A 26678-nucleotide genomic window follows, 5' to 3' on the forward strand; every position below is an offset into this window, starting at 1 on the left:
AGCGCCGGGCCATGCCCGGCGAACCGAGAATAATCAGCCCTTCATCGTGCCGGTATCCAGCCAGCGCTGGTGCCACGACAGCGCTTCCGGCAGCAGGTGCGGGGTGTGCTTGCCGTAGCTTTCGCGGCTGGCACGGTCGAAGTAATCCTGCAGCTGCGGGCGGAAATCCGGGTGCGCGCAGTTGTCGATCAGCACCTGCGCGCGCTTGCGCGGGGTCAGCCCACGCAGATCGGCCAGGCCCTGTTCGGTGACGATCACCGACACGTCGTGCTCGGTGTGATCGACATGGCTGGCCATCGGCACGATCGCCGAGATGGTGCCGTTCTTTGCAGTGGACGGGCTCAGGAACGCCGACAGGAAACCATTGCGGGCAAAGTCGCCGGAACCGCCGATGCCGTTCATGATCCGCGTGCCCATCACGTGCGTCGAATTGACGTTGCCGTAGATGTCCACTTCGATCATGCCGTTCATGCCGATGCAGCCAAGGCGGCGCACCAGTTCCGGATGGTTGGAGATTTCCTGCGTGCGCATGATGATGCGCTCGCGGTAGAAATCGATGTTGTCCTTGAACGTCTCGTTGGCCTGCGGGCTCAGCGCGAAGCCGGTGCACGAGGCATAGCTCAGCACGCCGTCGCGCAGCAGGTCGAGCATGCCGTCCTGGATCACTTCAGTGAACGCGGCCAGGTCGCGGAAACCGCTCTTGGCCAGGCCGGCCAGCACCGCGTTGGGGATGTTGCCCACGCCCGACTGCAGCGGCAGCAGGTTCGGCGGCAGGCGGCCCTTCTTCACCTCGTGCTTGAGGAACTCGATCAGGTGCGAGGCGATCTGTTCGCTGGTTGCATCGATCGGGCTGAACGGGCTGTTGCGGTCCGGGCCGTTGGTGCGCACCACCGCCACGATCTTGTCCGGGTCGCAGCGCAGCGCGGTGTCGCCGATGCGGTCGTTGGCGTTCACCAGCGGAATCGGCTTGCGGTGCGGCGGCAGCGCGGTGCCGTAGTAGATGTCATGCATGCCGTCGACGCCGGCTGGCTGCCATTCGTTGACCTCGACGATCACCTTCTTCGCCAGGTCCAACCAGGTCTTGTTGTTGCCGACCGAGGTGGAGGGCACCAGCGAGCCATCTTCGCGGATGGCCGAGACTTCGATCACCGCAGTATCGATCTCGCCGTAGAAGCCGAACCACACGTGCTGGGCCACGTGGCTGAGGTGGATGTCGATGTAATCCAGCTTGCCCTCGTTGATGCGGTTGCGCGCATCCGGGTCGCTCTGGAACGGCATGCGCATGGCGATGCCATCAGCCTTGGCCAGCGCGCCATCGAGTTCCGGCGCGGTGGAGGCGCCGGTCATCAGGCTGATCTGGAAGGGCTGGCCCTGGGCATGCACCGATTCGATGCGGCGGGCCAGTTCCACGGGAACGGCCTTGGGATACCCGGAGCCGGTAAAGCCGCTCATGGCCACGGTTTCACCGGGCTGGATCAGCGCGGCTGCGGCCTCTGCGGAGACCACGCGGTCACGGAGACGCGCGTTGGCGATGCGATCAACAGACATGACGACACGTGTTGCTGGGGGGAATTCAGATTATCGGCCATCCTCATCCGTACGGGGGGTTCTACCTTCGTGGAATGGCTTTTCCCCGGAGGGCTCACCCATACCCGCCGGTTTTGTTTTGCAGTGCAGCGTGCAAAGTGCTTTCGCAGCCCGCACGATGGCCCTGCATCCCGACGTGGGGGAGGGAGCAGAGCCCGCTGGCAGTTCGCTGCAAGCGGGCTTTTTTATTGCCTGCCGCCCAGTATGAATACGCGGCACCCCTTCAGGGTCGGATCCTTTTGCCAAGGGCAAAAGGCTCTGACCCCACCCGCGGCATCAAGCGGCGGCATCTCGGGGGCAGAGCCCTTCGCCGTTGGCAAAGGGATCCGACCCCGCGAGAATCAGGGCATGACCCTCGCCCCCGCCGAACTGTCCGCCGTCCTCCAGCCCGTTGTCGACCGCGCCCTGGCGCGCCTGGCCCAGGTCCTGCCCGAGCCCGTTCCTGCCGAGCTGCTGCCGCTGCTGACCCGGCTGGCGGTGACCAGTGACTTCGCGCTGGACACCCTCGTGCGGCAACCGGCGCTGCTGGCGCAGCTGGCCGCGCCCGGTTGCCCGCCGATCCCGGCGCCGGTGCTCGATCCGCTGCAGCCCAGCGACTGGCCGGCGCAGATACGGCGCTGGCGCACCGCCATGTCCACGCGGCTGATCTGGCGCGACCTGGCCGGCCTCGACGACGTGCCGCAGACCCTCGCCGGCGCCACCGCTTTGGCCGAAGACTGCCTGCGGCTGGCACTGGACGCCCTGCAGCAGGAATTCGCCCAACGCCACGGCGTGGTCCGCGATGGCGAAGGCACCCCACAGCAGCTGGTGGTGTTCGGCCTCGGCAAGCTCGGCGGTGGCGAGCTCAACTTCAGTTCCGATGTGGACCTGGTCTACGCCTACCCGCACGGCGGCGAATCCGACGGCGCGCGCGCGCTGGCCGCCGAAGAGTATTTCGCACGCCTCGGCCAGCGCCTGGCCAAGCTGCTGGACGAAACCACGGTCGATGGCTTCAGCCACCGCGTCGACCTGCGCCTGCGCCCGTTCGGCAGCGCCGGCCGCGTCGCGCTGTCGTTCGCAGCGATGGACCAGTATTTCCAGCGCGAAGGCCGCGACTGGGAACGTTATGCCTGGCTGAAGGCGCGCGCGGTGGCCGGCGATATCGAGGCCGGTGAAGCGTGGCTGCAGACCCTGCGCCCGTTCGTGTACCGCCGCTATCTGGATTTCACAGCGCTCGACGGCCTGCGGGAGATGAAGGCAGCAATCACCGCCGAGGTCGCGCGCCGCGAGCTGCACGAGGACATCAAGCGTGGCGCCGGTGGCATCCGCGAAATCGAGTTCCTGTGCCAGGCGCTGCAGCTGATCCGCGGTGGTCGCGAACCGGCACTGCGCGAACGCCGCCTGCTGGTGGCGCTGGACGCGCTGGTCGCCGCCGGGCAGATCGCCCCCGAAGATGGCAGCGCGCTGCGCGAGGCCTACCTGTTCCTGCGCCGGCTGGAAAACCGCCTGCAGATGCTGCGCGATGCGCAGACCCACGTGCTGCCCAGCGATGCGCTGGACCGCGAGCGCATCGCCGTCGGCCTCGGCTATCCGGACTGGGACGTGCTGCGCGCGGCGCTGGCCGTGCAGCAGGCACGGGTCAGTACCGAGTTCGCTGCGCTGCTGGCGCCGCGCAAGGGCCAGGCCGCGCCCGATGCACTGGCCAACTACTGGCGCAGCTTGCCCGATGGCAGCAACGCACCGCTGCTGGCCGAAGCCGGCTTCCTCGATGCCAACGGCGCTGACCAGTCGCTGCGCGATTTCGCTCAAAGCACCGGCGTGAAGTCGTTGTCCGACGCCGCGCGTGCGCGGCTGGATCGCGTGCTGCCGGCACTGCTGCATGCCGCCACGCGTTCGCCCCAGCCGGATGCCGCGCTCAAGCGCGTGCTTGGCCTGCTGCAGGCGGTGCTGCGCCGGACCAGCTATCTCGCGCTGCTGGACGAGCAGCCCAGCGCGTTGGCGCGGCTGGTCGATGTGCTGGCGCGCAGCGCACTGCTGGCCGAACGCCTGGCGGCGTATCCGCTGCTGTTGGACGAACTGCTGGACGTGCGCGTGTCCGGGCCGATGCCCGATGCCGCCGGCATGCTGGCCGAGTGCCAGCAGGTGCTGGCGGTGGAGGATCCCGAATCTGCGCTGCGCTGGCTCAACGAGACGCGGCTGGCGCTGAGCTTCCGCATGGCGATGGCCACGCTGGACGGGCGCCAGAGGGCGGTGGACAGCACCCGGCAACTGGCCGAGCTGGCGCAGGCGGTGGTGGTCACCGTGCTGGCAATGGCCGAGGCGGACATGCGCGCCGCACACGGAGAGATTCCCGGTGGCCGCTTCGCGATCATCGGCTACGGCAGCCTGGGTGGCCTGGAACTGGGCTTCGGCTCCGATCTGGACCTGGTGTTCCTGCACGACAATCCGGCCGGCGTGGACGCCAGCGACGGCGCGCGTCCGCTGGAGCCGGGGCGCTGGTATGCGCGCCTGGCGCAGAAGGTGATGGCGCTGCTCGGTGCGGTCACTGCTGCGGGCCGCCTGTACGACATCGACGTGCGCCTGCGCCCGGACGGTGGCAAGGGTTCGCTGGTGTCTTCGTTGGCCAGCTACACCGAATACCAGCGCGAACGCGCATGGACCTGGGAACACCAGGCCTTGGTGCGCGCACGCGGCGTGGCCGGTGATGCCAGCCTGCTGGCCGACTTCGAACAGGTACGTGCGCAGACGCTGGGACGTGAGCGCGATCCGGCCACGCTGTATGCCGATGTGCTGAAGATGCGTGGACGCATGCGCACCGAGCTGGACCGCAGCGATGCCGCGCGGCTGGACCTGAAGCAGGGTGCCGGTGGCGTAGTGGACCTGGAGTTCCTGCTGCAGACCGGCGTGCTGGCGCGCAGCGCGCAGCATGCGGCGCTGCTGCAACCGCGCGATACGCCGTCGTTGATCGACGCGTTGGCGGTTGTCGGTTTCCTGCCGGAAGACACCGCAGAGGCGCTGCATGGCGCACATGCCACGTTGCTGGACGTAGGCCTGGCCTGCACGCTGGATCGACGTCCGCGACTGGCACCGACCACGCCCGCGATTGAAGAGGCGTGTGCCGCGATTACGGCAGCGTGCAGAGCCGCGGAGTTGCCGTTCGGGTGAGTGGGTGCACCCATTAGCGCAATTGCCCGGGGATGATCCGCTGTTGGTAGGTGCCGACCGTTGGTCGGCACAATCTGTCAGCGGTGATGAACTCTGATGGAGCGTGCCGACCAACGGTCGGTACCTACCAGAGCATGTGCGGTCAGCTGGTGGCGCGCAGCGGCGCCATCTTCCACAACAGCGCGCGGAACGGGGCCAGCAGGCACACGCCGATGGCCAGCTTCACCGCCAGGTCGCCGGCGGCCCAGCTCACCCACGGCAGGGCGGAGCCGGCAAACGCGATCGACCAGAAAATGGTGGTATCCACCGTCGCACTGCAGGTGGTGGCCACCATCGGTGCGCGCCACCAGCTGCCACGGCGCAGGCGGTCGAACACGGTGATGTCCAGCAGCTGCGCCACGATGAAGGCCGAGCACGAGGCAATGGCAATGCGCGGCGTGGCCACCCAGATCGACAGCAGCACCGCCACCAGGAAGCCGATCCACGCTACGCGGCGCGCCGGGCCCGGGCCGAAGCGGCGGTTGATCAGGTTGCTGACCAGGAACGCGACCGGATAGCTGAAGGCACCCCAGGTCAGCCAATCGTTGATCGGGTACTGCACCAGTACGTTGGACAGCAGCACCACTGCGCCCATCGCCAGTACCGCCAGCACCAGGGCGCGCGGGGTCAGCGGGGCAAACACAGGGGCAGGACGCACGGACATGGCGAGCCAGGGGGACAAAGGGGATCGCCCATTATCCGCCCGGCCCGCGGCAAAGCCAAAAACGCTCGTTCAGCTTTACAGCGCCTCGCTCATCACGTCGCCGGCGGCATAGGCGGTCGGCACGTACGCCAATGCCTGACCCTGCGCGCTCTTCACGGTCCAGCCGGCACCGGCCTCGGTGGGGTCGAAATGCACCCGCTGCCCCACCACGAACGCGGCGTTCTGGTCTTCATGCACGCGCGCCGGCCACCGCAGGGTCGCGGTCTGGTCCGCCTTGTCCGGCACCTGCAGCTGCACCTGGCGCTCGCCCTCCGGTGTGGTCTCCACCTTCTTCACCTCCATCGGCGGCAGCGGCACCGCCTTGGTGCGCTGGGCTTTCTCACGGCGTTCGCTGGCCTTGAACGGCGCCTTGGACAGTTCGGACAGGCCTGCCGATGCGGCAAGGGGCACCGAGACCACGATCACCGAGGTGATCAGGACGCTGGCCTCGCTGCTGTTCAACTGTGGCGCGGCGCCAGCATGGACGGTGGGCGCCAGCAGTGCCAAGAGCAGCAGGGCGGACGCGGGAACGCGCAGGCAACGGAACATGGAGACCTCCTGGTCAATGTGAGGACGGCGGCTCAGCGCCGGGTATCGAAGATGTCGCGCGGGCCGGTGGCCTCGGGCAGGTATTCCAGCGGACGGCCCTGGTTGTCCTTCAGCTGCCAGCCCTGATCGTTGCCGGTCGGCTCGAAGTTCACGGTCTGGCCCACGGTGAACTGCACGGCAGGATCGCCGATGCCCCGCGGGTACTGCATCGACGCGGTGTTCTGCGGGTCTTTGGCATCACGCAGCAACACTTCGCGGCGGCCGTCGACGGTGGTAGCGATGGCGCTCACCTGCATCTGCGGCAGCTTGATCTGCTGCGGGCGGGCCAGCGGCTGGCCAGCATCGGCGGCATCCTGGGCTTCCTTCGCCGCCGCCGCACGGGCCGAGTTCACCATCTGCGAGGACATCTCCAGGCTCGGCCCCTGCGGACCCGGGTCATGGATGATCACGATGCGGCGCTCTGCATGAGCGGCCGTGGACCAAGCCAGGCTCGCGACGATCAGCATCGGCATCAGGAAGGCAGGCAGGGTGCGCATGTCGTTCTCCTTGCTGGATTCAGGGCGTGGCGGCGGCAGCACCGGCCACCGGCACATGGGGGATCACCAGTTCCTGCTGCAGTTGGCTGCGCTGGTGCAGGAAGTCGAATACCGATTCCACCGTCACCACCGAATAGTTGCCGGAGATGCGTTCGCCGGCCGGATGGTCGGTGGTGGTGGCGTTGGCCACGAACAGGCGCGCACCCACGCGCTTGCCCAGGCCGATATGCAGCACGCTGGGCTGGTACTTCTGCTGGCGCAGCCACTGCTGGGCCTGTTCGCGCTTGACGATGGCCGGCGCGCCTTCGGCCTGCGCCATTGCCGCGGCCAGCACCTCCAGCACCCACTGGTTGGAGTTCTGGTAGTCGGTCGCGAACGGGTAGGCGACCACGTTGTACTTCGTTTCGTGCAGCGCCTTGGGCTGGATCGAGGGCGACACCAGCATCGCCTTCAACGCGGCACGCAGCGGCGCCGCCGGCACGCCGATGCGCAGGTCGGTATGGCCGCCGCTCTCGCCGACGAAGTTGCCCAGCCCTTCGTGGTACAGCTGCGAGCTGTCGGTCTTGCAGCGGTTGAGCAGGTGCATCGCGCGCCAGCGGCCATCGTCCTCGCGCAGCAGGAAGGCCAGGTGGCTGTGTCGCAGGCCATAGCGGCTCAGATCCTGGCCACCGCGTGCGGCGACCACCACGTCCACATCGGGCAGCGCATCCAGGCGCTCGGCGGTGGTCCAGGCCACGTCCAGCATCGCCGCCTGCGACGCCACGCTCGGGTAGCGTTCGCGGCACTCGGTGCTGTTGGCCCAGGCCGGTGCAGTCGCCAGCAGGCTGGCGATCAGCAGCGCGGCGCGGGGCAGGCGGGAGAAACGATCCATGTCGATACCTTCAACGGCGGGCAGGCCCGCGCGCCGATCATACGCCGCTCAGCGCAGCGGGCGGTCCACGCCCTTGCGCTTGAGTTCCCTGTCGCAGGCATCGCTGATCGGCGCGATCGGCAGCGGCGGGCGCTCGCCAGTCTTCGGATCGCGCAAGGCCGGTTGTTCGCGATACGCGTCCAGCTGCTGCTGGCACTGGTAGGAAATCGGGTCCAGTTCGGTGGGCGTGGTGGAGCAGGCAGCGAGCAGGGCCAGGGGCAGCAGGAGCAGGGTGCGCATGAAGACGTTCAGCGTGATGGGGGAAGCTGGACTCTAACGGTGCGCGCGGATCGAAATGTTCAGAAATCGCTGCGCACCCGGCACCACCGTGATGCCGGGCGCCCAGGATTGCCGGCCAGAGGCCGGCACTACCCCAATGCCAGGCGCTGCTTCACTTCTGCCGCCACCCGAGCGGTCTCGCGCAGCGGCTCGATGCGGTCGTACTGCCAGTCCAGCCAGTGCGCCTGCAACCGCCCGCGCTCGCGCAGCTGCTGCTGGAAGCGCGCCAGCCGACCCTGCGCGGTATCGGCCAGCGCCACCATCACCGGCATGCGCGTGGCGCAGGCTTCAGACAGCAGGTTCACCGAATCGGGCGACACCACCACGCGGTTGGCCCAGCCGAGCAGGCCGCCATAGGGATTGGTGCCGTCGCCGCCGTCGCCCCAGATCACGTGCGGCAGGTCCGCGAAGGTCGCGCGCAGGATCTCGGCCAGTGCCGGCGGCGTGCGTCGCGACGTGGTGGCCAGCAGGCTGCCGCCCTCGCTGCGGATCTGCTCGGCCAGCGCCCGGAACACGCCCACCATCGCGGGCTCATCCCAGGGCGCCAGCGGTGTCGGCCCACCCACCAGCAGCGCGGTGCGCGGGCCCGGCAGGGTGCTGAAGCCGGCGAACGCGGCGCGGCCCCAGGCCAGCCAGTCATCGTCCACCGGGTTGAGGCTGCCGAGCAGGGTCAGCACGTTGCTGCCGCGCAGGGCGTCGTGTTCGGGCACCACCACCACATCCCAGTGGCGAGCGTTGATGCGCGGGTCGAGGATCTGCACCACCTGGCTGCCACGGGCGCGCAGCACGCGTAGCGCGCCCGCGGCCTGGCGGCCACAACCGATCGCCAGCGCCGGGGCATCGGCAGCCAGCGTCGCGAAGGCCTCGCCGTAGCCATTCACATCGCCGGGTAGGCGACGCGGCGACAGCCAGCGCCAGGGCGCGCGGGGCTGCAGGACCAGCGGCCGATGGGTGCCCTGGCGCAGCGCCGAGGCCAGCGCAACCGCCTGGCGGACATTGCCTGCGCGGCCGTCCGTGACCGTCCAGGGCGCGCTCGATCGTTTCACCATTGGCATTAATTCGTTTCAGCCCTGCTGGGTGTTGCAACAGTCGCGACACTCTACACTGCGGCTCGTCGATTCGCCCCGCGCCGCCCGCGGGCACTGACTTCCTTTCGCCGCCCTGGAGATCCACCGATGTCCCACGCGCTCGACGCTGCTGCCCTCGATCAGCTGTTCCGTACTGCCCGCACCCAGAATGCTTTCCTGGACAAGCCGGTTCCTGAGAGCCTGTTGAAGGAGCTGTACGACCTGGTGAAGTGGGGCCCGACCGCCGCCAACACCACGCCGGCCCGCTTCGTCTTCGTCACCTCGAAGGAAGCCAAGGACAAGCTGGCCCCGGCGCTGTCCGAAGGCAACCTGGCCAAGACCATGGCTGCGCCGGTCACCGTCATCATCGGTTTCGACCTGGACTTCCACGAGAAGCTGCCGTACCTGTTCCCGCACACCGATGCCAAGGCCTGGTTCGACGGCCCGCAGGAAGGCCGCCACGAAGCCGCCATCCGCAACGGCAGCCTGCAGGGCGCCTACCTGATCCTGGCCGCACGCGCGCTGGGCCTGGATGCCGGCCCGATGTCGGGCTTCGACCCGGCCAAGGTCGACGAAGCCTTCTTCGCCGGCACCTCCATCAAGTCGAATTTCCTGGTCAACCTGGGTTACGGTGACTCGGCGGGCCTGTTCCCGCGTCTGCCGCGCCTGTCGTTCGACGAAGCGGCGCGCATCGCGTAAGTCGTTGTATCGGTTTCGGGCCCGCCGTCCCGCGGCGGGCTCTTGCTGCACCGTGTACCCACCCTACGATCCGGAGAGTTCCTGAGATGAGCGCCACCCGTAAACTGCTGCTGCCGCTGGCCCTGACCCTGGCCATCGCCGCCTGCTCCAAGCCGGCCGACACCGCTGCCCCGGCTGCCGATGCCGCCGCCCCGGCCACCACCGAGCAGGCCGCCACCCCGGCTGCCGATGCCGCCGCCGCTGCGCCGGCCGCCGAAGCGATCAAGATCGCCTCAGGCACCTACAAGCTGGACCCGACCCACACCGACGTGCTGGCCCAGTGGAGCCACTTCGGCTTCTCCAACCCGAGCGCGCACTTCGGCAACGTTGAAGGCACCCTGGTGTACAACGCCGAAGACGTGACCAAGTCCACCGTGGAAGTGAAGCTGCCGCTGAGCGGCCTGAACAGCTTCACCGCCAAGTTCGACGAGCACCTGAAGAGCGCCGACTTCTTCGACGCCGCCAAGTTCGCCGATGCCACCTTCAAGAGCACCAAGGTGGAAGCGGCCGGCACCAACAAGCTGACCGTCACCGGCGACCTGACCATCAAGGGCATCACCAAGCCGGTCACCCTGGACGTCACCGTCAACGGCGGCGGCGAGCACCCGATGGCCAAGGTTCCGGCGGCCGGCTTCGATGCCACCACCACCCTGAAGCGCAGCGATTTCGGCGTCGGCGCCTACGCCCCGAACGTCAGCGATGAAGTGAAGATCCGCATCACCACCGAAGCCACCGGCGAAAAGCCGGCCGCTTGATGCACCCCGCTCACTCGTCGTGAGAAGGCAGAAGGCCCGCTGAAAAGCGGGCCTTCTTTTTGGGCTCTGCATGCGAGGTGCCCGATGCCGATGGGGTTGCCGGCCAGCGGCCGGCACTACCCGGTAGGTGCCAACCGGCATCTGGTGGGTGCGGACCGTTGGTCCGCACGACCCCTCAGCGCAACGCGCCCAACCATGCCACGCACGCTTCGCTCGGGCTCTGCTTGGCCTTCGCCGCCAGCCCGCTCACCCGCACGAACGTCTGCGCGGCCTGCGCCACCACCTGGCGGGCGATCAACGCCGCCTGCTTGGTGGCAGCCTGCTGCTTGCGTAGCTGCACGATATGCACCGAAGGCTGGCCCACCGGCGCGTACTTCTGGTCGCGGCGCAGCACATCGGCCACCTGCGCCACTTCGAATTCGGCCTGCAGGTAGCGGTGCTGTGCCTCCACCAAGTCGCGCAGCGGCATGCGCAGTGCAGCGGTGTCGGCGAACGCGGCCAGCGCCGCATCGCAGGCAGCGTCATCGGTGAAGCGGGTACGCAGCGCATCCACGCTGGCCAGGGTCAGTTTGGCCATGTGGGCCTCGTTGCTGCAGGAAAGGAGCGCGATTGTCGCATTGCTTGGCGGCTGATGCGTTGAACCGGGCGGCGGAACACCTGTAGAGCCGAGCCCACGCTAGGCTCATCGCGCGCAGCGCGAGGGTTCGCCGATCGCGGAACGAAGAGCAGCCGAGCATGGGCTCGGCTCTACAATGGCCCGCTGTATCACCCACGGAAGTGCGCGAAGGCCTGCTCCGCGGCATGGTGGAAGACACGCTGGTGGACAAGGCGGGCACCCTCGGCCTGGAGCCCAAGGTGGTGCGCGAGGCGCTGACCATGCACGTGGATGAGCTGCTGCACACCCGTGGCGTGCTGCGGCTGGTGAAGGCGCAGATCAATGGCATGATGCCCGGCGTGTACTTCGGGCTGCTGCTGCCGGTGCTGATCATCGCCCTGCTGGTGGCGCTGGAGATATGGGCCGCGAAGCGGTTCGGGTGGACGCGGCAGGCGGCGCCCAGTGCTCCTGTAGAGCCGAGCCCACGCTCGGCTCATCGCGCGTAGCGCGAGGGTTCGCCGATCGCGGAACGAAGAGCAGCCGAGCGTGGGCTCGGCTCTACATGGTCAAGGGCGTGCGGACCAACGGTCCGCACCCACCCAGGAAGGTGCGTCAAAGGCGTGCGGACCAACGGTCCGCACCCACCAAGCAGGGTCCGCACCCACCGGCTGCCCGGTCAATCGCCGTCGGTTTCGTCCGGGTGCGCCTTCCAGTAGCCGGTCGAGCGGATCCAGTCGCGCGGTACGCCCAGGTGGCCTTCGATGAACTTGCGCATCATCCGCGCGCGACGCGATTCGGTGGCGATCCAGTAGAAGACATCACCTTCCGGCGCCTCGAAGTCGGTCAGCATGTCTTCCAGCAAGGTGCTGGTCGCCGCCGGGAAGCCGTTGCGCTCCAGCCAGTGGATGCGCACGTTCTCGTACTGCGGCAGGTCCTGGCGTTCGGCCTCATCGCTCACTTCGATGTACGCCTGCACCTCGGCACCTTCCGGCAGCACGTCCAGCCAGCGGGCGATGGCCGGCAGCGCGGTTTCATCGCCGATCAGCACATAGGCGTCGTAGGTGTCGGCCACCACGAACGAGCCGCGCGGGCCGCCGATCACCAGCGTGTCGCCCGGCTGCGCGCGTTCGGCCCACGGCCCGGCAATGCCCTGGTCGTGCAGCACGAAGTCGATGGCCAGCTCGCCGGTCTCGTGGTCCCACCAGCGCGGGGTGTAGTCGCGGGCGGGCGAGGGCTCCTTGCCGTCCGGGTAGCTGCGGCCTTCGGCGGTCAGCACCGGCAGCACCATCTCGCCCGCAGCGTTGGGGAAGAACAGCTTGATGTGGTCGTCGGCGCCGGGCGAATCGAAACCGGCCAGCGCGTCGCCTCCCAGCACCACGCGGCGCATGTGCGGGGTGACTTCTTCGGTGCGCAGCACGGTCAGTTCACGGAAGCGCACATCCAGGCGCAGGCGCGTGTTGTTGTGTTCGGTCATGGGGATACCTGCAAAGGTGTCGCGCGGGGGCGCGCGGCGTAGGGGAGGACCTGGCTGGATTCAGTCTGGCTGGGTCGTTGAAATCGGTGGTTGCTCGCTACCGGCGGTACCGTTGAGCAGGGCAGACGCCCGCGTCAGCAGCGCCGCCACTTCGTCCGCCTCGCCCTCGGCCCAGCGGCCGTGGTGATGCACCAGCGCCCGCTTGAACTCGCGCAGGGCGGTGGCCAGCGGCGGCGGCAGCGAGGCCTTGGTGATCTCGCGGGCACGGTCGAAGGCACGCCGCTGCGCCAACCGCACCTGGGTGCGCTGCACCTTCAGCTCGAACTCGCCGGCGGCGGTGATGCGGAAGATCCGCTTGCCGTCCACTTCCTCGGCCTCGATCCAGCCGGCCTGCTCGAAGCTGGCCAGCAGCGGGTACATGGTGCCGGCGCTGGGCGTGTAGGCCTGCATGAACTGGTTGCTGATCAACTGCATCAGCTCGTAGCCATGGCGCGGCTGCTCGCCGATCAGGGCCAGCACCAGCAGGCGCAGGTCGCCACGGCTGAGCACGCGCGGCTGGCCGTTGCGGCGCGGCACCGCCGAATCGGTGGAACGGGCTCTGGGAGAGGGGCTTCGGCTCATTTCGATATATCGGTAAACGAGTGTGCAAACGATATATCGATATGTCGAAAGCGACAACACCCGATCCGGCCACAAGCAGGTGCAATTTGGGCCACGGCCAGCCCAACCCACAGCAAAAGGGGCGCCCCTTGCGAGGCGCCCCGGCGATGCTGTGGAAGGGAGCAGGGCCACCGGGCCCATCACTCACGGGCCACCTTGGGCCCACGGCCAGCGGCAATCCAGAGGCAGGTGCGACACGTTGTCGCCGGTTCAGTGGCGAAGCCCGAACGGCGCCCACCGTGGCCCCGGCGCTGCCCTACAACCGTCATCGGCAGCGGTAACACTGCGTCCTGCACATGGGCGCAGCGGCCCGCAAGCGACAGCCCGCGCCGCCGCCAAGGCCCGCCGCAGGGCCGTCGAGGGCGCTTGCAAGCCCCTTGCGGACACTGGCCGGTTGCATCCATACGCCAGCGTAGCCAAGTGACGAAAGCCCTTGGTGCGCTACACTTTGCGGTCTAGAAATCTATACAACAGTCGCGCGCGTGCGTGCGGTTATGGGAGCGCTAATGAACTGGTTGAACGAGGTGCTGAACAACGACCCGAATCCTGTGGAAACCCAGGAGTGGATCGAGTCGTTGAAGGCCGTTATTGATGTCGAGGGCTCCGAGCGCGCGCATCAGCTGCTGGAAGGCATGGTGGAACTGACCCGTCGTTCGGGCGCCTACCTGCCGTTCTCTCCCACCACCGAGTACGTCAACACCATCGAACCGCAGCTCGAGGCCAAGAGCCCGGGCAACGCCGAGCTGGAATGGCGCATCCGTTCGATCATCCGCTGGAACGCGATGGCCACGGTGGTGCGCGCCAACCGCAAGCCGGGTGACCTGGGCGGCCACATCGCCTCGTTCGCCTCCGGCGCCACCCTGTACGACGTGGGCTTCAACCACTTCTGGCGCGCCCCGAGCGAAAACCACCCGGGCGACCTGCTGTTCATCCAGGGCCACAGCGCCCCGGGCATCTACGCGCGTTCCTTCCTGGAAGGCCGCATCAGCGAAGAGCAGCTGGACAAGTTCCGCATGGAAGTGGACGGCGGTGGCCTGTCCTCGTACCCGCACCCGTGGCTGATGCCGGACTACTGGCAGACCCCGACCGTGTCGATGGGCCTGGGCCCGCTGGCCGCCATCTACCAGGCGCAGTTCATGCGCTACCTGGAAAACCGTGGCCTGATCGAGAAGTCCGACCGCAAGGTGTGGTGCTTCATCGGCGACGGCGAGAGCGACGAGCCGGAAACCCTGGGTGCCATCGCCCTGGCCGGCCGTGAAGGCCTGGACAACCTGATCTTCGTGGTGAACTGCAACCTGCAGCGCCTGGACGGCCCGGTGCGCGGCAACGGCAAGATCATCCAGGAACTGGAAGGCGTGTTCCGTGGCGGCGGCTGGAACGTGATCAAGCTGCTGTGGGGCGGTTACTGGGATGCCCTGCTGGCCAAGGACACCAACGGCGTCCTGAAGAAGCTGATGATGGAAACCGTCGACGGCGAATACCAGAACTGCAAGGCCTTCGGCGGCGCGTATACCCGCGAGCATTTCTTCGGCAAGTACCCGGAAACCGCCGCGATGGTCGCCGGCCTGAGCGACGACGACATCTGGCGCCTGAACCGTGGTGGCCACGACCCGCACAAGGTGTACGCCGCCTACCACCAGGCCGTGAACACCAAGGGCATGCCGACCGTCATCCTGGCCAAGACCGTGAAGGGTTACGGCATGGGCAGCGCCGGTGAGGCACTGAACCCGACCCACCAGACCAAGAAGCTGGACGACGAAGCGGTGCGCCACTTCCGCGACCGCTTCAACATTCCGGTGACCGACGCGCAGCTGGCCGACGGCCAGGTGCCGTTCTACCACCCGGGCCCGGATTCGCCGGAAGTGCAGTACCTGCAGGAACGCCGTGCCGCGCTGGGTGGTTACCTGCCGCAGCGCCGCCGCAAGGCCGACAAGACTTTCGTGGCGCCGAAGCTGGAAGCCTACGAGCGCCTGCTGAAGAGCAGCGGCGAGCGCAGCTACTCCACCACCATGGCTTTCGTGCAGAGCCTGAACATCACCCTGCGCGACAAGGAACTGGGCCCGCACATCGTGCCGATCGTGGCCGACGAAGCCCGTACCTTCGGCATGGAAGGCCTGTTCCGCCAGATCGGCATATACGCGCCGTTCGGCCAGAAGTACAAGCCGGTCGACGCCGACCAGCTGATGTTCTACCGCGAAGACCAGAGCGGCCAGGTGCTGCAGCAGGGCATCAGCGAGCCGGGCGCGATCAGCTCGTGGATGGCCGCAGGTACCAGCTACTCGGTCAGCAACGTGCCGATGCTGCCGTTCTACATCTACTACTCGATGTTCGGCTTCCAGCGCGTGGGTGACATCGCCTGGCAGGCCGCCGACATGCGTACCCGCGGCTTCCTGCTGGGTGGCACCGCCGGCCGCACTACGCTGAACGGTGAAGGCCTGCAGCACGAAGATGGCTTCAGCCATCTGGTGGCCGGTGGCATCCCGAACGTGCGCAGCTACGACCCGACCTTCGGCTTCGAAGTGACGGTGATCCTGCAGCACGGCACCAAGCGCATGATGGAAGACCAGGTGGACGAGTATTACTACGTCACCCTGATGAACGAGAACTACACCCATCCGGAAATGCCGGAAGGCGCGGCCGAAGGCATCGTCAAGGGCATGTACCTGCTGACCGACGCCGGCAAGCCGAAGAAGGGCGAGCTGCGCGTGCAGCTGCTGGGCTCGGGCACCATCCTGCGCGAAGCCATTGCCGCGGCCGAGCTGCTGGACAAGGACTTCGGCGTGACCGCTGATATCTGGAGCTGCCCGAGCTTCAACGAGCTGCGTCGCGATGGTTTCGACGTGGAACGTGCCAACCGCCTGCATCCGGAAGGTGAGCAGCGCAAGGCCTACGTGACCGAGCTGCTGGAAGGCCGCCAGGGCCCGGCGATTGCCGCTACCGACTACGTGCGTGCGTATGCGGACCAGATCCGTGCGTTCGTGCCAATGAGTTACACGGTGCTGGGTACGGATGGGTTTGGTCGTTCGGATACGCGTGCGAACCTGCGTCGGTTCTTTGAGGTGGATCGCTACTACATCGCGCATGCCGCGATTGCGGCGCTGGCGAAGGAAGGGAAGATGACCGCGAAGGATGTGGCCCGGGCGATCAAGCAGTACAAGATTGATCCGGAGAAGGCTAATCCTGTTGGGGTTTGATTCGAATTCTTGAGGACATTAGTGAATGGCGACCCTAGGTCGCCATTCTTTTAGTTGATAGTGCGATACGTACTTCTGCTTCGAGTGTGCTGTCAGGCGCTGAATAATAAGAGGAAATGGAATTATGGAAGAGCGCAAGTCCACTGCTAGTCCGTTGTTTATTCGGCGCATTGTCGTTGAGGGGCTTCATGGGCAAATGGATGTCGATATGACGCTGGGCCCAGGTCTGAATGTCATCTATGGCAAGAATGGTCGTGGCAAGACGACAATGCTGCACCTTCTGGCTAATCTTCTTGAGCTCGATTTCAACAGATTTAGATACATCAAGTTTCAGCGAATCTGCGTTTGGACGTCTGCAGATGACAAGGTCGAAATTGAAAGGGATGAGGATAGTTCGGCGATCAGAGTATCTGTTAACGGGGCTTTGACCGGATCTTCTATAGACGCGCTATCGCCGCTAGAGCTGACTTCTCTCAGAACTGTTCTCGGCGGCCGGGCGACATATCTTCCGGCTTTCCGCTCGGTTCTGGAGCGAACAAGGCGAGATGGATATGGTGTTGGCAGGTACAGTGAAGCACGATCTGAAGAATTGGAATCGCTTCAGAAATTGGAATTCATAGCCTTGAGGGAGGGTTCCAGAGAAAATCTGTCCCCCCGGCAGGTGCACGAGGAAGCACTCTCCTCGGTAGAAAAAACACTTGTTTGCCGCCAGTGGTTTGGCGAATTTGTTCCTGTTATTCGCTACCCAAGTATTTCAGATGTCGAGACTTCCTTAACTGAAGAGTGGCGCCGCGCACAGTACGAAATAACTGCCAAAGAGCAGCGAATGTTCGAGGAAACATTCGTAAAGGTATTTAGAGTTAGTGCTGGGCTAGAAAGCACTGAATCCAAGGATTCCAATGAAGGTATTCTTCAGGAGATATCCGATCTTCTTGAGGCTCAGGAATTGGCTTCGGGTGTCGAGAATTCCAAAGAAATAAATCAGGACCTTCTGCGGTCCGCACGTCAGCTTGGCTCGTCACCTCAACCCTCCGGAGTCAATAGATATCTTCTTGATATTTATAGGAAGGCATTGTTGGAGCGAGAGGGGACTCGAAGAAATGCGCTTCGCAAAACGCGAGAGTTCGAGAATTCAGTTAACAAATTCTTGGATGGAAAACAGCTGAAGATTGGCAGGAACATTGAGGAAAAGCGGCCGACGAAAAGACTTGTTTCAATTTCGACCGGGGCAGGTCATTCATATGGAATGAATGCGCTCTCCTCGGGTGAGAGGCAAATTATAACGATGCTGTACTGCGCGAGCCGTACCAAGTTCACGTCTGGAATGTTCCTGATTGACGAGCCGGAGCTTTCGCTCCATATCGATTGGCAGCGCATAATTCTCAACGAGTTGACCCGCCAAGCACCGGATCGACAAATTGTCGTGTGCACTCACTCGCCTGAAGTTGGGGCTGAGCATTTGTTCGATGTTCAAGATTTTGAGCCTAATGCTTCTGCGCGAAAGCAGCCTTCACTTTTTGACGATGTTCAGCCTGATGACGTGGATGAGGCATAAGAAATGGGATCGAAATACAGCATAAATGGATTTATTAATGCAGCCCTGCGGAGGAGTGGCAAGACGCTCCTTGTAGAAGGGATATCCGACCGGAATGTTATTCTTAGGCTGCATGCTGAAAGGGATTGTGACGCAGTATTTACGGTTGATCAGGCCGGCATTCTTGAGGGTGAATGCTGTGCTGGAATGGGTAATAAAGAAAAAGTGAAGGAAGTGGTAAGAGTGGCGCAGCAGCTCGCGAATAATTTGCCGAGGATCAATGATGTGCTCGCGGTGCTGAAAGATCGGGAATGGGATGGATTGCCCCCGGGTGAGTTCCGACTTTCTAATGCTTGGGTCGCGCCTGTCCAGGGAGCCAGAGAATTCTCCACGCAAGGTCATTCTATTGAGAACTACAATTTTCGGCGGGATCATGTCGTCGCCTATTTGAAGATGGCGTTTAGTGGGTCACTGAAGAATGGATTCTTCTCATTAATTAATGATGAATTTAAAAAAATCCTTGTAGTCTCCTCGTGTCTTTCGCTTGCACTGCAGGAGGAGGGGGTTTTATCAAGGGTAGGGGGGTTATTGAGGCACGAGCACTTTGAGCCCAATTCAGATCGTGTTGTGATCGCCACTTCCTTGATCTCTTCACTTGAAAGTCGAGGATGTGCCGAACCTCGAGCGAAAATGATCGTCGATCGTATAAATGGGCTTGTTGAGAATCATGAGGATTCCCTCAGCACAAATATCTCAATTCAATGGCTTCCTCATGGTCACGCGGGAGAGGAGTGTATCTGGGCGTGTATAGGTGCATACGCTCGCCTTTCGGGGGTTGATAGTGTGGTCTGTAACAGCATTGTGAGTTTTGGGCGGGATGAGCGGCAACGTTATATGGCAACTTTGTTGGCTAAAACAGTGCCTGAGGATATTTTCCCCCTGCCTGAGATAGTGGAATGGCTTGCGGCTTAGGTTTTGCCACACACGTTCCGTGTTTGCCAAGTTTCACACTTTGAGTCTGCAACGCTGTTCCTGCATCATTGCAGGCTAAATTGCCTCTTCTCATTAATTTTCCTCAACAATCATTTGGCTACATGTGTGCGTGAACGCTCATCTTTATCGGTGAACCTGCAACCGCTCAGCCACCTGCGCAGTCAGCGCCACACACGCCATCTTCAACCCCTCCATCACCCGATCCCCCAGGTACTCCTCGGGCGCACCATTCTGCCGAGTCCGCTCCGCAGCCAGCATCAGCTCCGCTACCACGCGCAGACCAGCCAATGCGCAATCCGCATCCGCCAACTGAAGGCAGCGCCCAGGCAATTGATGCCGCTCCGGCCAAGGCTGGCCGTCCGCCGCTGCACCGGTTCCGATGCGGTGTAGCGTGGCGACGAAGGCGTTGGGATCGACGGACGGTTCGCGCTCGGGTTCGGCGTTGTCCGGATCGTAGTGCGCGTGCAGGGAACGGAAGTCCGATGTGTTCATGGCAATGCTCCGTACAGGACAGATAGCAGTGCCACCGATAAAGGTGGCGGACGGTGCGGGCTCGAAAACCGGTATGTACCAGACCGGCGGATCCGAAGATCCCCACGCACCGCCCGCCATGGAACGCGAACGGATTGCCAGCCGGCGCCACACAAAGGCGACGCCGGCCGGCAAGCGCATACATCTGGTACATAGACGGGTTTTCGAGTCCCGCGCCACCCTTTTCCGGTGGCATGCCAAGGTGTACTCGCATGGTTGCGAGATGCCAAGAAACCGTAGGCCGCAGAGGCCGCAAATGCTGACGCTTACGGCATTGTTGCATGGCGCGCGCGTGGCAGAACCCTTGCGGTGCAGTGGTTTCGGCCGGTGTTAAGTTACCGCCCGAATGCGCATTGAAAAGCAAGGTTTGCAGCTGTTCGGAATCCCAAAAGCGACACGTAGCCCACGGCGCCCATTCGCGCAGCGTGCCGATTGCGACACAACTTAACTTTGCAGCGCCACGCCCGGCCGAGGCCACAGCGCATCGTCGCGCTCCAGGTCGTAGTCGCTGCCGAACGCCAGTGCTGCTTCGCGAGGCGGAAGGTCTGCGTAGCAGCCCAGCAGGTACTCATCCATGCCAGCATCGCGGTGGTCGATGGCGAACAGGTGAAGGAGCTCCTTGTCGAAGGCTTCCAGCCATGCGGGGTCGATCTTGGTCATGTCATCCTCCAGAGGGGAAAGGGAGGATGGCTGGAGCGCGTCTCAAGACACGGGACGCGAGCTTGACCAGGTTCCGAATCTCGCAGTGATCTGATTGCACGAGGTGGAAGGTCGGGGTAGAACGGGGCAGACTCGCTACGGCGCATCATAGCTAAAGAAGGCGAAAGAGCATGGAAGCATCGAAGTCGAACCAGCCTGCTCCTGGCAAGTACTTCCTCCTGATGCCTGATACCACGCGTGGGGGAAAGGGGCACGGCGTTGTGTTCGAGAACGCGAAGCGGCTGCGCATCCCGCCGCGCCTGATCCTGCGACCAGAAGAAGGGGGATTTCCCCCCATGGCGGAGAAGCCGCTGCTGGTCTACTCAGCAAAGAAGGGGAGCCTCCCAGAGGATCTGGAGGGGGGCATGAGCGGCTACTGGATGGTATCCGAACGATTACGCGACGCTCTTGTCTCTGTAGATCCAGTTGGCTTCGAGTTTGTAGAGTGTGACTACCGCCTTGCCGATGGATCCAAGGGCCCGCGGTACTTCCTATGCGATGTAACCCGTGAGCTCGATGCGGTGGACGAAGAAACCTCGGAACTTCGGATCATCGCTGACGCAGGCTATCGAGGTGGGAAGTTCTACGACCTAAGGGGCGGAGCCAGTCTGGCGTTCCGCAAGCAGGTCATCGGCCACGCCACAATATTCCGGACGCCTTACTCGGGAAACCTCGTCTTCTGCGACAGAGAGCTCCGCGACGCTGTTTGGAACGCTGGAATCGGTGGGCCGCGCGTATCCCGGGGCCTCTGGTTCACCGACGCGGCCAGCATCTGAGTCAGAGCTCTGAGGATCGGACCCTTGGGCGCCTTCTGGATTCGCTTCAACTGCTTACGAGCGAATTCGATTCACATTCACATGGTGAGATGACAAGCATGGGATCAACCTCCACCCATCGGCCGCGCAAGGGCGAGTTCTTCAAGCTACGACCGGATGCTACCCGTAGAGGAAAGGGTCACGGGGTGGTCTTTGAAAACGAGGACGCGTTGCTTGCGACTCCCAGACTGATCCTGTTGCCCGAAGCCCGTGGCGTCCCCCCACTGCGTGAAGTCGCGCGCTTGGTCTATCAGGAGCGGCAGGGCGTCCCTCCACAGGATCTGGAAGGCGGGTTGAGCGGCTATTGGCTGGTCTCCGAGCGATTGCGCCAGGTCATGGAAGAGATAGACCCTGACGCGTTCGTTTTCGCTGATACCGACTATCGCTTGGAAGACGGTTCAAAGGGACCAACCTACTTCCTTTGCGACGTGGTCCGTACGCTGGACGCCTTGGATGAAGAAGCGTCCCAGCTCAACATCGTGATCAGCGATGAGTACGAGGCAGGGAAATATTACCGCCTGACCGGTGATATCCGGTTGGCGTTCAAACGCGAAGTGCTGGGTTCGGCTCACGTGTTCAGATTGCCGTTCCATGGCGGGGTATTCTGCGACCGAACCTTCAAAGATGCGGTGGAAGCCGCCGGCATCGTCACGGCCAAGAGATCCAACGGGCTCTGGTTTGAAGATGTGGTGAACTGCTGAGTCGGTCCCACCGGCGCTAACCTCGCGACCTATGCTGCAAGTGTGCGGAGTGCGGTACATGCCTAAAATTGGGAGAGAAACAAGCACATGCCCTCGTCAAAACGTAATCAGCCTGTGCCTGGTGAATTCTATCTGCTGATGCCCGACACGACTCGAAGGGGAAGAGGGCATGGCGTTGAGATCGAGAATGAGGACGCACTGCTGACGCCTCCCAGGCTGATCATCCGCCCCGAAGAAGGCGGCTTTCCTCATCTGTCGCAGAGACCGCGTCTGGTGCTCGATCTAAAGCTGGGGGATCCACCGCAGGACCTCGAAGGAGGAATGAGTGGCTACTGGTTGGTATCAGAGCGCCTCAAGATGGCCTTCACCGAAATAGATCCCGTCGCCTTTGAGTTCGTGGAGTGTGATTACGTGCTTCCGGACGGCACAGAGGGCCCAACGTACCACCTGTGCGAGGTTGCTCGCGAGCTGGATGCGGTCGATGAGGAAGCATCGAAGTTCCGGGTCATCGTCGATGAGGGCTATCCGGGCGGAAAGTTCTACGACCTTCGTGGCGGAGCAAGCTTGGCATTCAAGAGGGACGTAATCGGGGACAGTCATGTCTTCAGGAGCCCGTACTCCGGCGATCTTGTCTACTGCGATCGCATGTTCCGGGATGCCATACGCGCTGCGGGAATTGGAAGCGAGTGTGAAATGCGTGGCCTGAGGTTCAAGGACGCAGCCAATGTCTGATATGGCGCGCGTCATTCTAAGCATAATCCGCATGTAAAAATTGAAGACGGCTGCGGCGCGTCTCATGGAACGGGATCGGTAGTCGAACTTAAGATCGATTTCATTTTTGTCCGATTGCTTGCCGGTGCAGAACGGTTTAAAAAGCAGTCATGCCTATTCAGTGCTTGAGTTGAAGGCAGAGCGGTAAGAGGCAGGTCGCATCGGTACTTCAGAGCGGCCAGAGGAATTGGAGAGAAGCAGTAGTGCGCTATGTCGGTGGAGGGGACTTCAGGCTGAGAGCGCGCGGGGATGACTCGAAGAAGGCATGGAAGGCTGACACCCTCTGATAAGCTCTTGGCACGCTTATTTAGATGATTCTGAGGTGAGACAAGCAATGAATTCGAATCTGCCAAAGAAGGGCGAGTTCTTCGAGTTGCGCCCAGATGCCCGACGGCGCGGCAATGGGCATGGCGTCGTTTTTGAGAACGAGTCTTCCCTGAAGACGCCTCCAAATTTCCTCTTGCGTCCCGATCAGGGGGGCTTCCCGCCTCTGCGCGAGACACCGCGTCTAGTGTATTACCCAAGTGAGGGGTGGCCACCGGAGGATCTTGAAGCTGGAATGAGCGGCTATTGGCTCGTTTCCGGGCGTCTCCGCGAGGTGATGGCGGCCGTGGACCCAGGTGCTTTTGCCTTCAGGGAGACTGACTATCGACTCGCTGATGGAGCAATGGGTGGCCCTTATTTCCTTTGCGATGTCATCAGAACCATTGATGCCTTGGATGAGGCAGCATCCCAGCTGAAGATCATCGTGAGTGACGACTATGAAGAGGGGAAATACTACGATCTGACTGGCGACGTCCGCTTGGCGTTCAAGCGGGAGGTCATCGGCGATGCTCACGTATTCCGGCTCCCTTACTACGAAGGTGTCTTCTGCGACCGCACTTTCAAGGAGGCGGTCGAAGCCGCGGGACTGATCGCCAGCGGTACGTCCAACGGTCTGTGGTTCTATGACGCGGTGAACTGCTGAGACCAGGCGATGCTTGAGTCAAGGAGGATTTGTGGCTGGACATTCCACTCATTTGCAGGACCATCACGCGATTGAGCAGCAGACGCTGAGGCACAGCCCGTTGCTCGCAAAGCTGCAGGAGGCCGGGCGATTCAATATTCACGCCCAAGAGAACCGGCTGTTCCTCCCCGCAAACCCTGCCTATGCAGATGCGATGGGCATTACGCCGCACAGTGGCGGACCGTTGGGTGAATACCAGAACGGAATGATTCGGCGCTTGAACGAGATTCAGAGAACGCGAGACGGTAAGGCCGCGCTACTGAATGACTCTGACGCCCTCGATAGAGTGATGGCACGTGTAGAAGCATTGCGAGACACGGTCAAGGTCGGGTTGATCAACGGCGATCTCAACACGAATACTCCGCTGGGAAGCACGCCTGCGATCACGAACAAACGAATCCGGGATTTTTTTGACGGCGTTCCTGAGTACCACCAAACGCATATCGCTCAGATCCAAGCCTTGAGAGGTTTCACCGGGGTCGACCTTGGCTGGGTGGCTGTCACTCATTCCGAAAGTGGTATCGTGACTACGCTCAATAGAATCGAGTATGACGCCAAGCCACTGACTCGCGGTGGAAACATTGAGTTGCAGCGAAGCGGCCTGTCGCTTGCCATTTCCAATGCCCACCACGGTGGCCGAGTTGTTCTGACAGAGCCGGGTATCCAGACGGTCGAGCGCGTGCTCGGCGAGGAAGCCGGGCATCGCATTCGCAGCCCGCGCTCGCAGCAAGGCGGTGCGACATTGGACCTCCTAATCGGCGAAGCCTCCACCAGCCAACTTATCCGCTCCGGCGGCCTGCTCGCCTCCGGCGCCGACGCTGTCATTACCGCCCGCCGTACTTCGCAGCTGCTGGAGGAAGGCAACGGCACCGCCGCTCAGTCCGAGCTCACCCACGCCCTGGCGCGCAACGGCGGTGGCTGGGTCGGTGGCATGGCCACGGCATCGGTGATCGGCACCTCCAGTTTCGTCCCAGCCGCCATCGTCGCAGGCGATGCGCTGCTGATGAGCAAGGCGTTCGAAAACGGCGCCGATCTGCTCGACAACCGCGCCGTCTACCGGCAGACCGACAAGGCCGATGTCACATGGCAGTTCGATGGCCGCAACTGGCAGCGCCAGGCGGTCATGGACAGCGCGGGCGACGGCCTGGGCAATCCGGCTGAGCGCAGTGTGGGTGCCAGTTACGAGAAGGCCCGCGAGCTGGGCGCATACGCCCACGTAAAAGCGGTAGAGCTGGCGCTGGGCAAGGCGCCGCCGCCGCAGGATCCTTTCAGCATCCCGGCGAAGGATGGCGAGAGCCGTCTGGACAACCCCAACTGGCACCGCGATGCGCAGACCGAACAGTGGACGCGGCAGGTCAAGATCGGCCTGACCGGCGCCAACGACCGGGGGGTGTATGAGACGCAGACCGCCAGCCCCGAACGCGCCAACGAGTTGAATCGTGAGGCGGTGCAACGCATCGAGAACAACATCGCCAACGGCAAGGCCGCGATTGCCGCCAGCTACCTGGAGACTTACGTCGCTACCCGCGCCAGCGACTTCGTGCCGCTGGTGCCGGAAGCGGTGGAGCAGGCGCGTGCCAGGCCCGACGCCATCCAGGGCTCGGACAACCAGCTTTACCAGCGCGACGAAGCAGGGCAATGGCACCACGCTGGCCAGATCGCGCAGGGGAACATGGCGCTGGAGTTGGAGCTGACCCGCACCATCCAGCAGCCGTCGCTCGATCAGTTCAACCAGACCATTGCCGCATTTGACGCGCGACCGTTGCCATCTGCGCCGGAAGTGAACCAGAACGAGCTTCGCCACAGCTACTACGCTGCGGGCGTCGCGCTGTCACCGGCGTGGGAGCAGGCCATTGCCCTGGCTACGGCGCGCACGCGCGAGCAGCACGGCATTACGGGTCCCACGCTGCAGGAACTGGGGCCTGTAGCCGAAGGCAACGCGGGCGCGTCCCGGCCCATCACCCATTACAAGGTAGGCCAGGATGGCGTGGCGCGCGCCGTCGCGACCACCAGCACGCAGGAGCTGCAGGCCGCATGGAATGAGGTGCGCGCGCGTGCCAACGAGCAGGCGCCGTTGCCGGACTCGCCCGAGCTGCGCATTGCTGCACTGTCGGCGGCTGAGCAGGAGGCGTACCGGCAGGCACTGCAGGAGGCAAATCGGCTGGGTGCTGCGCAGGTAGATGCGGGAGAGGCTGCGCGAGCAGCCGCGCAGGTGGCACATGGCGACAAGCCATCCGAGCAGGATGGGAACGTGGAAGTGCGGCCTGAAGAGCCGGCGACTGCGCAACCCATCGCGCCTGCGGCGGTTGCGGCGGCGTCGCCAGCGATAACGGTCGCACCACCGCCTACGCCCGCCCCAAAGGATAAGCCCGAGCCTCAGCGGCACGCCGAACAGCGCGACCCGCCGCGGCGTGAGGCGGAGCCGCAACCTCAGCCCCATCCAAACAGCGAGGCGCCCACCGAAGACCGTACCGCCTCACAGACGCCGGAGCCCACTGGGCCGATGCAGGCGCACCCGGCCGCACCTGAGCGCGCGACGCCACATGCCGCCGCGCCTCTGGATGCGGCAACGCAGGCGATGCCAACACAGCGCATAGAGCAGGCGGCGGAACCGGAGAAGATGGTCCCGATGCCTGTGCTTGCTCCAGCTCCAAAGCAGGACATGGCAGGGCAGGAGGTCGAGCAGGTGCCGTTCAAGGAGCCGCTGCCTGCTGAGCCCGCGCGCGATCCATGGCCTGTGGAGCAGGAAGCGGCACAACACGTGCCAGAGCCCGAACCGGCTCCATTGGATGACCTCCAGCCCGTCACTGCGGCTGTCCCTGTTCCTGCCGAGCCTACGACACCGCCAAGCCCTGAGCCGGCCGTGCCCGGACCGGATGAGGCATCGACCGCGAACCGGGCGCTGCAGGACCCCACGCAGCCCGGCCACCCCGATCACGCGCTGTATCAGCAGATCCGTGAGGGCGTGGAAGCGCTGGACGCCAAGCACGGCCGCAGCTTCGATGAAGTCAGCGAACGCATGACCGTCAGCCTTCTGGTACTGGCCAAGGACAACGACCTGGAACGGGTGGACCATGTGCTGGTGAGCAACGCTACGCGCGAACACCCGGCCGGGCACACGCTGTTCGTGGTGCAGGGTGAGCCCAGCAATCCGGCCCATCAGCGCGCTGCGATGCCGACCGAGCTGGCGGCGCAGACATCAGTTGAAGAGTCACTGCAACAGTTCGATGCGGTCAGCCGCGAAGCGCATCGGCGTGCGCTTGCCAATCAGATGGACCAGCAGCTGGAAGACCAGCGGGTGCAGCACGACATCCAGATTCGTGCGGCGAGCATGTGATTCGGTGGAACGTGCACTCAAGTTCAGATGGATGGTGCCGATAGGGCGTTACGCGCGTGCA

General features: G+C 63.9%; 23 protein-coding genes and 1 pseudogene. 12 read left to right on the forward strand and 12 right to left on the reverse strand.

The features are described 5' to 3' along the window. Positions 1–33: 33 nt before the first annotated feature. Positions 34–1548 (reverse strand): acetyl-CoA hydrolase/transferase family protein, encoded by a 1515-nt coding sequence (locus N5D45_RS11365; RefSeq protein WP_057503897.1) that lies wholly within the window; start codon positions 1546–1548, stop codon positions 34–36. A gap of 387 nt (positions 1549–1935) precedes the next feature. Here N5D45_RS11365 and glnE point away from each other — a divergent pair, with 387 nt between their 5' ends. Further along, positions 1936–4731, forward strand: coding sequence for a bifunctional [glutamate--ammonia ligase]-adenylyl-L-tyrosine phosphorylase/[glutamate--ammonia-ligase] adenylyltransferase (glnE, locus tag N5D45_RS11370; protein WP_279938958.1), 2796 nt, complete (start codon positions 1936–1938; stop codon positions 4729–4731). A gap of 142 nt (positions 4732–4873) precedes the next feature. On the opposite strand, the gene N5D45_RS11375 is transcribed toward glnE, so the two are convergent. From N5D45_RS11375 to N5D45_RS11400, 6 genes are all read right to left on the reverse strand, one after another. After that, positions 4874–5434, reverse strand: coding sequence for a queuosine precursor transporter (locus tag N5D45_RS11375; protein WP_049412252.1), 561 nt, complete (start codon positions 5432–5434; stop codon positions 4874–4876). 75 nt (positions 5435–5509) lie between these two features. Then, positions 5510–6022 (reverse strand): hypothetical protein, encoded by a 513-nt coding sequence (locus N5D45_RS11380; RefSeq protein WP_279938959.1) that lies wholly within the window; start codon positions 6020–6022, stop codon positions 5510–5512. Between the two features lie 32 nt (positions 6023–6054). Further along, positions 6055–6558 carry a hypothetical protein gene (locus tag N5D45_RS11385; protein WP_279938960.1) on the reverse strand — a complete coding sequence of 168 codons (504 nt, stop codon included), beginning with the start codon at positions 6556–6558 and terminating at the stop codon, positions 6055–6057. Positions 6559–6577: 19 nt separating this feature from the next. After that, on the reverse strand, positions 6578–7429 hold the full coding sequence (locus N5D45_RS11390) for a DUF2145 domain-containing protein (RefSeq protein ID WP_279938961.1): 852 nt from the start codon (positions 7427–7429) through the stop codon (positions 6578–6580). A gap of 48 nt (positions 7430–7477) precedes the next feature. Then, a complete protein-coding gene (locus tag N5D45_RS11395; RefSeq protein ID WP_046984459.1) occupies positions 7478–7708 on the reverse strand; it encodes a hypothetical protein in 231 nt (76 codons plus the stop codon). Positions 7709–7836: 128 nt separating this feature from the next. After that, positions 7837–8796: a mitochondrial fission ELM1 family protein gene (locus tag N5D45_RS11400; protein WP_109814303.1), complete on the reverse strand. Its 960-nt coding sequence runs from the start codon at positions 8794–8796 to the stop codon at positions 7837–7839. A 126-nt stretch (positions 8797–8922) separates the two neighbouring features. Here N5D45_RS11400 and N5D45_RS11405 point away from each other — a divergent pair, with 126 nt between their 5' ends. Both N5D45_RS11405 and N5D45_RS11410 read left to right on the forward strand, forming a co-directional pair. After that, entirely contained in the window at positions 8923–9513 is a 591-nt protein-coding gene (locus N5D45_RS11405; protein WP_010484192.1) for a malonic semialdehyde reductase, read from the forward strand. A gap of 86 nt (positions 9514–9599) precedes the next feature. Further along, positions 9600–10307 carry a YceI family protein gene (locus N5D45_RS11410; RefSeq protein WP_005407837.1) on the forward strand — a complete coding sequence of 236 codons (708 nt, stop codon included), beginning with the start codon at positions 9600–9602 and terminating at the stop codon, positions 10305–10307. A gap of 175 nt (positions 10308–10482) precedes the next feature. Here the strand turns inward: N5D45_RS11410 and N5D45_RS11415 are convergent, their stop codons facing one another. Beyond that, the gene (locus tag N5D45_RS11415) at positions 10483–10884 is read right to left on the reverse strand and encodes a hypothetical protein (protein ID WP_279938962.1); all 402 of its coding nucleotides are present in this window, start codon (positions 10882–10884) and stop codon (positions 10483–10485) included. Between the two features lie 197 nt (positions 10885–11081). On the opposite strand from N5D45_RS11415, the pseudogene N5D45_RS11420 reads away from it, so the two are divergent. Then, positions 11082–11408 (forward strand): annotated as a pseudogene (locus N5D45_RS11420) (hypothetical protein); the annotation flags it as partial. A 170-nt stretch (positions 11409–11578) separates the two neighbouring features. On the opposite strand, the gene N5D45_RS11425 reads toward N5D45_RS11420, so the two are convergent. Beyond that, positions 11579–12376, reverse strand: coding sequence for a siderophore-interacting protein (locus N5D45_RS11425; RefSeq protein ID WP_279938964.1), 798 nt, complete (start codon positions 12374–12376; stop codon positions 11579–11581). Positions 12377–12436: 60 nt separating this feature from the next. Next, positions 12437–12997: a PadR family transcriptional regulator gene (locus N5D45_RS11430; RefSeq protein ID WP_072167692.1), complete on the reverse strand. Its 561-nt coding sequence runs from the start codon at positions 12995–12997 to the stop codon at positions 12437–12439. Positions 12998–13542: 545 nt separating this feature from the next. On the opposite strand from N5D45_RS11430, the gene aceE reads away from it, so the two are divergent. The 3 genes from aceE to N5D45_RS11445 all read left to right on the forward strand — a co-directional run bounded on the left by aceE (position 13543) and on the right by N5D45_RS11445 (position 18736). Further along, complete coding sequence (aceE, locus tag N5D45_RS11435) at positions 13543–16230, forward strand: pyruvate dehydrogenase (acetyl-transferring), homodimeric type (RefSeq protein WP_019660853.1); 2688 nt, start codon at positions 13543–13545, stop codon at positions 16228–16230. A 124-nt stretch (positions 16231–16354) separates the two neighbouring features. After that, entirely contained in the window at positions 16355–17785 is a 1431-nt protein-coding gene (locus tag N5D45_RS11440) for an AAA family ATPase (RefSeq protein WP_100449284.1), read from the forward strand. A 3-nt stretch (positions 17786–17788) separates the two neighbouring features. Then, entirely contained in the window at positions 17789–18736 is a 948-nt protein-coding gene (locus N5D45_RS11445; RefSeq protein ID WP_146257714.1) for a hypothetical protein, read from the forward strand. Positions 18737–18880: 144 nt separating this feature from the next. Here the strand turns inward: N5D45_RS11445 and N5D45_RS11450 are convergent, their stop codons facing one another. Together N5D45_RS11450 and N5D45_RS11455 are read right to left on the reverse strand one after the other, a co-directional pair. Next, a complete protein-coding gene (locus tag N5D45_RS11450) occupies positions 18881–19249 on the reverse strand; it encodes a hypothetical protein (protein WP_279938966.1) in 369 nt (122 codons plus the stop codon). Positions 19250–19732: 483 nt separating this feature from the next. Then, positions 19733–19948: a hypothetical protein gene (locus tag N5D45_RS11455; protein WP_279938967.1), complete on the reverse strand. Its 216-nt coding sequence runs from the start codon at positions 19946–19948 to the stop codon at positions 19733–19735. Between the two features lie 170 nt (positions 19949–20118). Between N5D45_RS11455 and N5D45_RS11460 the strand changes: the two genes are divergently transcribed. From N5D45_RS11460 to N5D45_RS11480, 5 genes are all read left to right on the forward strand, one after another. After that, a complete protein-coding gene (locus tag N5D45_RS11460) occupies positions 20119–20763 on the forward strand; it encodes a DUF1629 domain-containing protein (protein ID WP_279938969.1) in 645 nt (214 codons plus the stop codon). Between the two features lie 98 nt (positions 20764–20861). Next, a complete protein-coding gene (locus N5D45_RS11465) occupies positions 20862–21503 on the forward strand; it encodes a DUF1629 domain-containing protein (RefSeq protein ID WP_164193627.1) in 642 nt (213 codons plus the stop codon). 87 nt (positions 21504–21590) lie between these two features. After that, positions 21591–22235 carry a DUF1629 domain-containing protein gene (locus N5D45_RS11470; protein WP_279938970.1) on the forward strand — a complete coding sequence of 215 codons (645 nt, stop codon included), beginning with the start codon at positions 21591–21593 and terminating at the stop codon, positions 22233–22235. 373 nt (positions 22236–22608) lie between these two features. Then, positions 22609–23241, forward strand: a complete 633-nt coding sequence (locus N5D45_RS11475) for a DUF1629 domain-containing protein (protein WP_279938971.1) — start codon at positions 22609–22611, stop codon at positions 23239–23241. 31 nt (positions 23242–23272) lie between these two features. Next, positions 23273–26617, forward strand: a complete 3345-nt coding sequence (locus tag N5D45_RS11480) for an XVIPCD domain-containing protein (RefSeq protein ID WP_279938972.1) — start codon at positions 23273–23275, stop codon at positions 26615–26617. The last annotated feature ends 61 nt before the right edge of the window (positions 26618–26678 follow it).

The organism is Stenotrophomonas sp. GD03819 (assembly GCF_029841665.1).
GTDB classification, from domain to species: Bacteria; Pseudomonadota; Gammaproteobacteria; order Xanthomonadales; family Xanthomonadaceae; genus Stenotrophomonas; species Stenotrophomonas geniculata.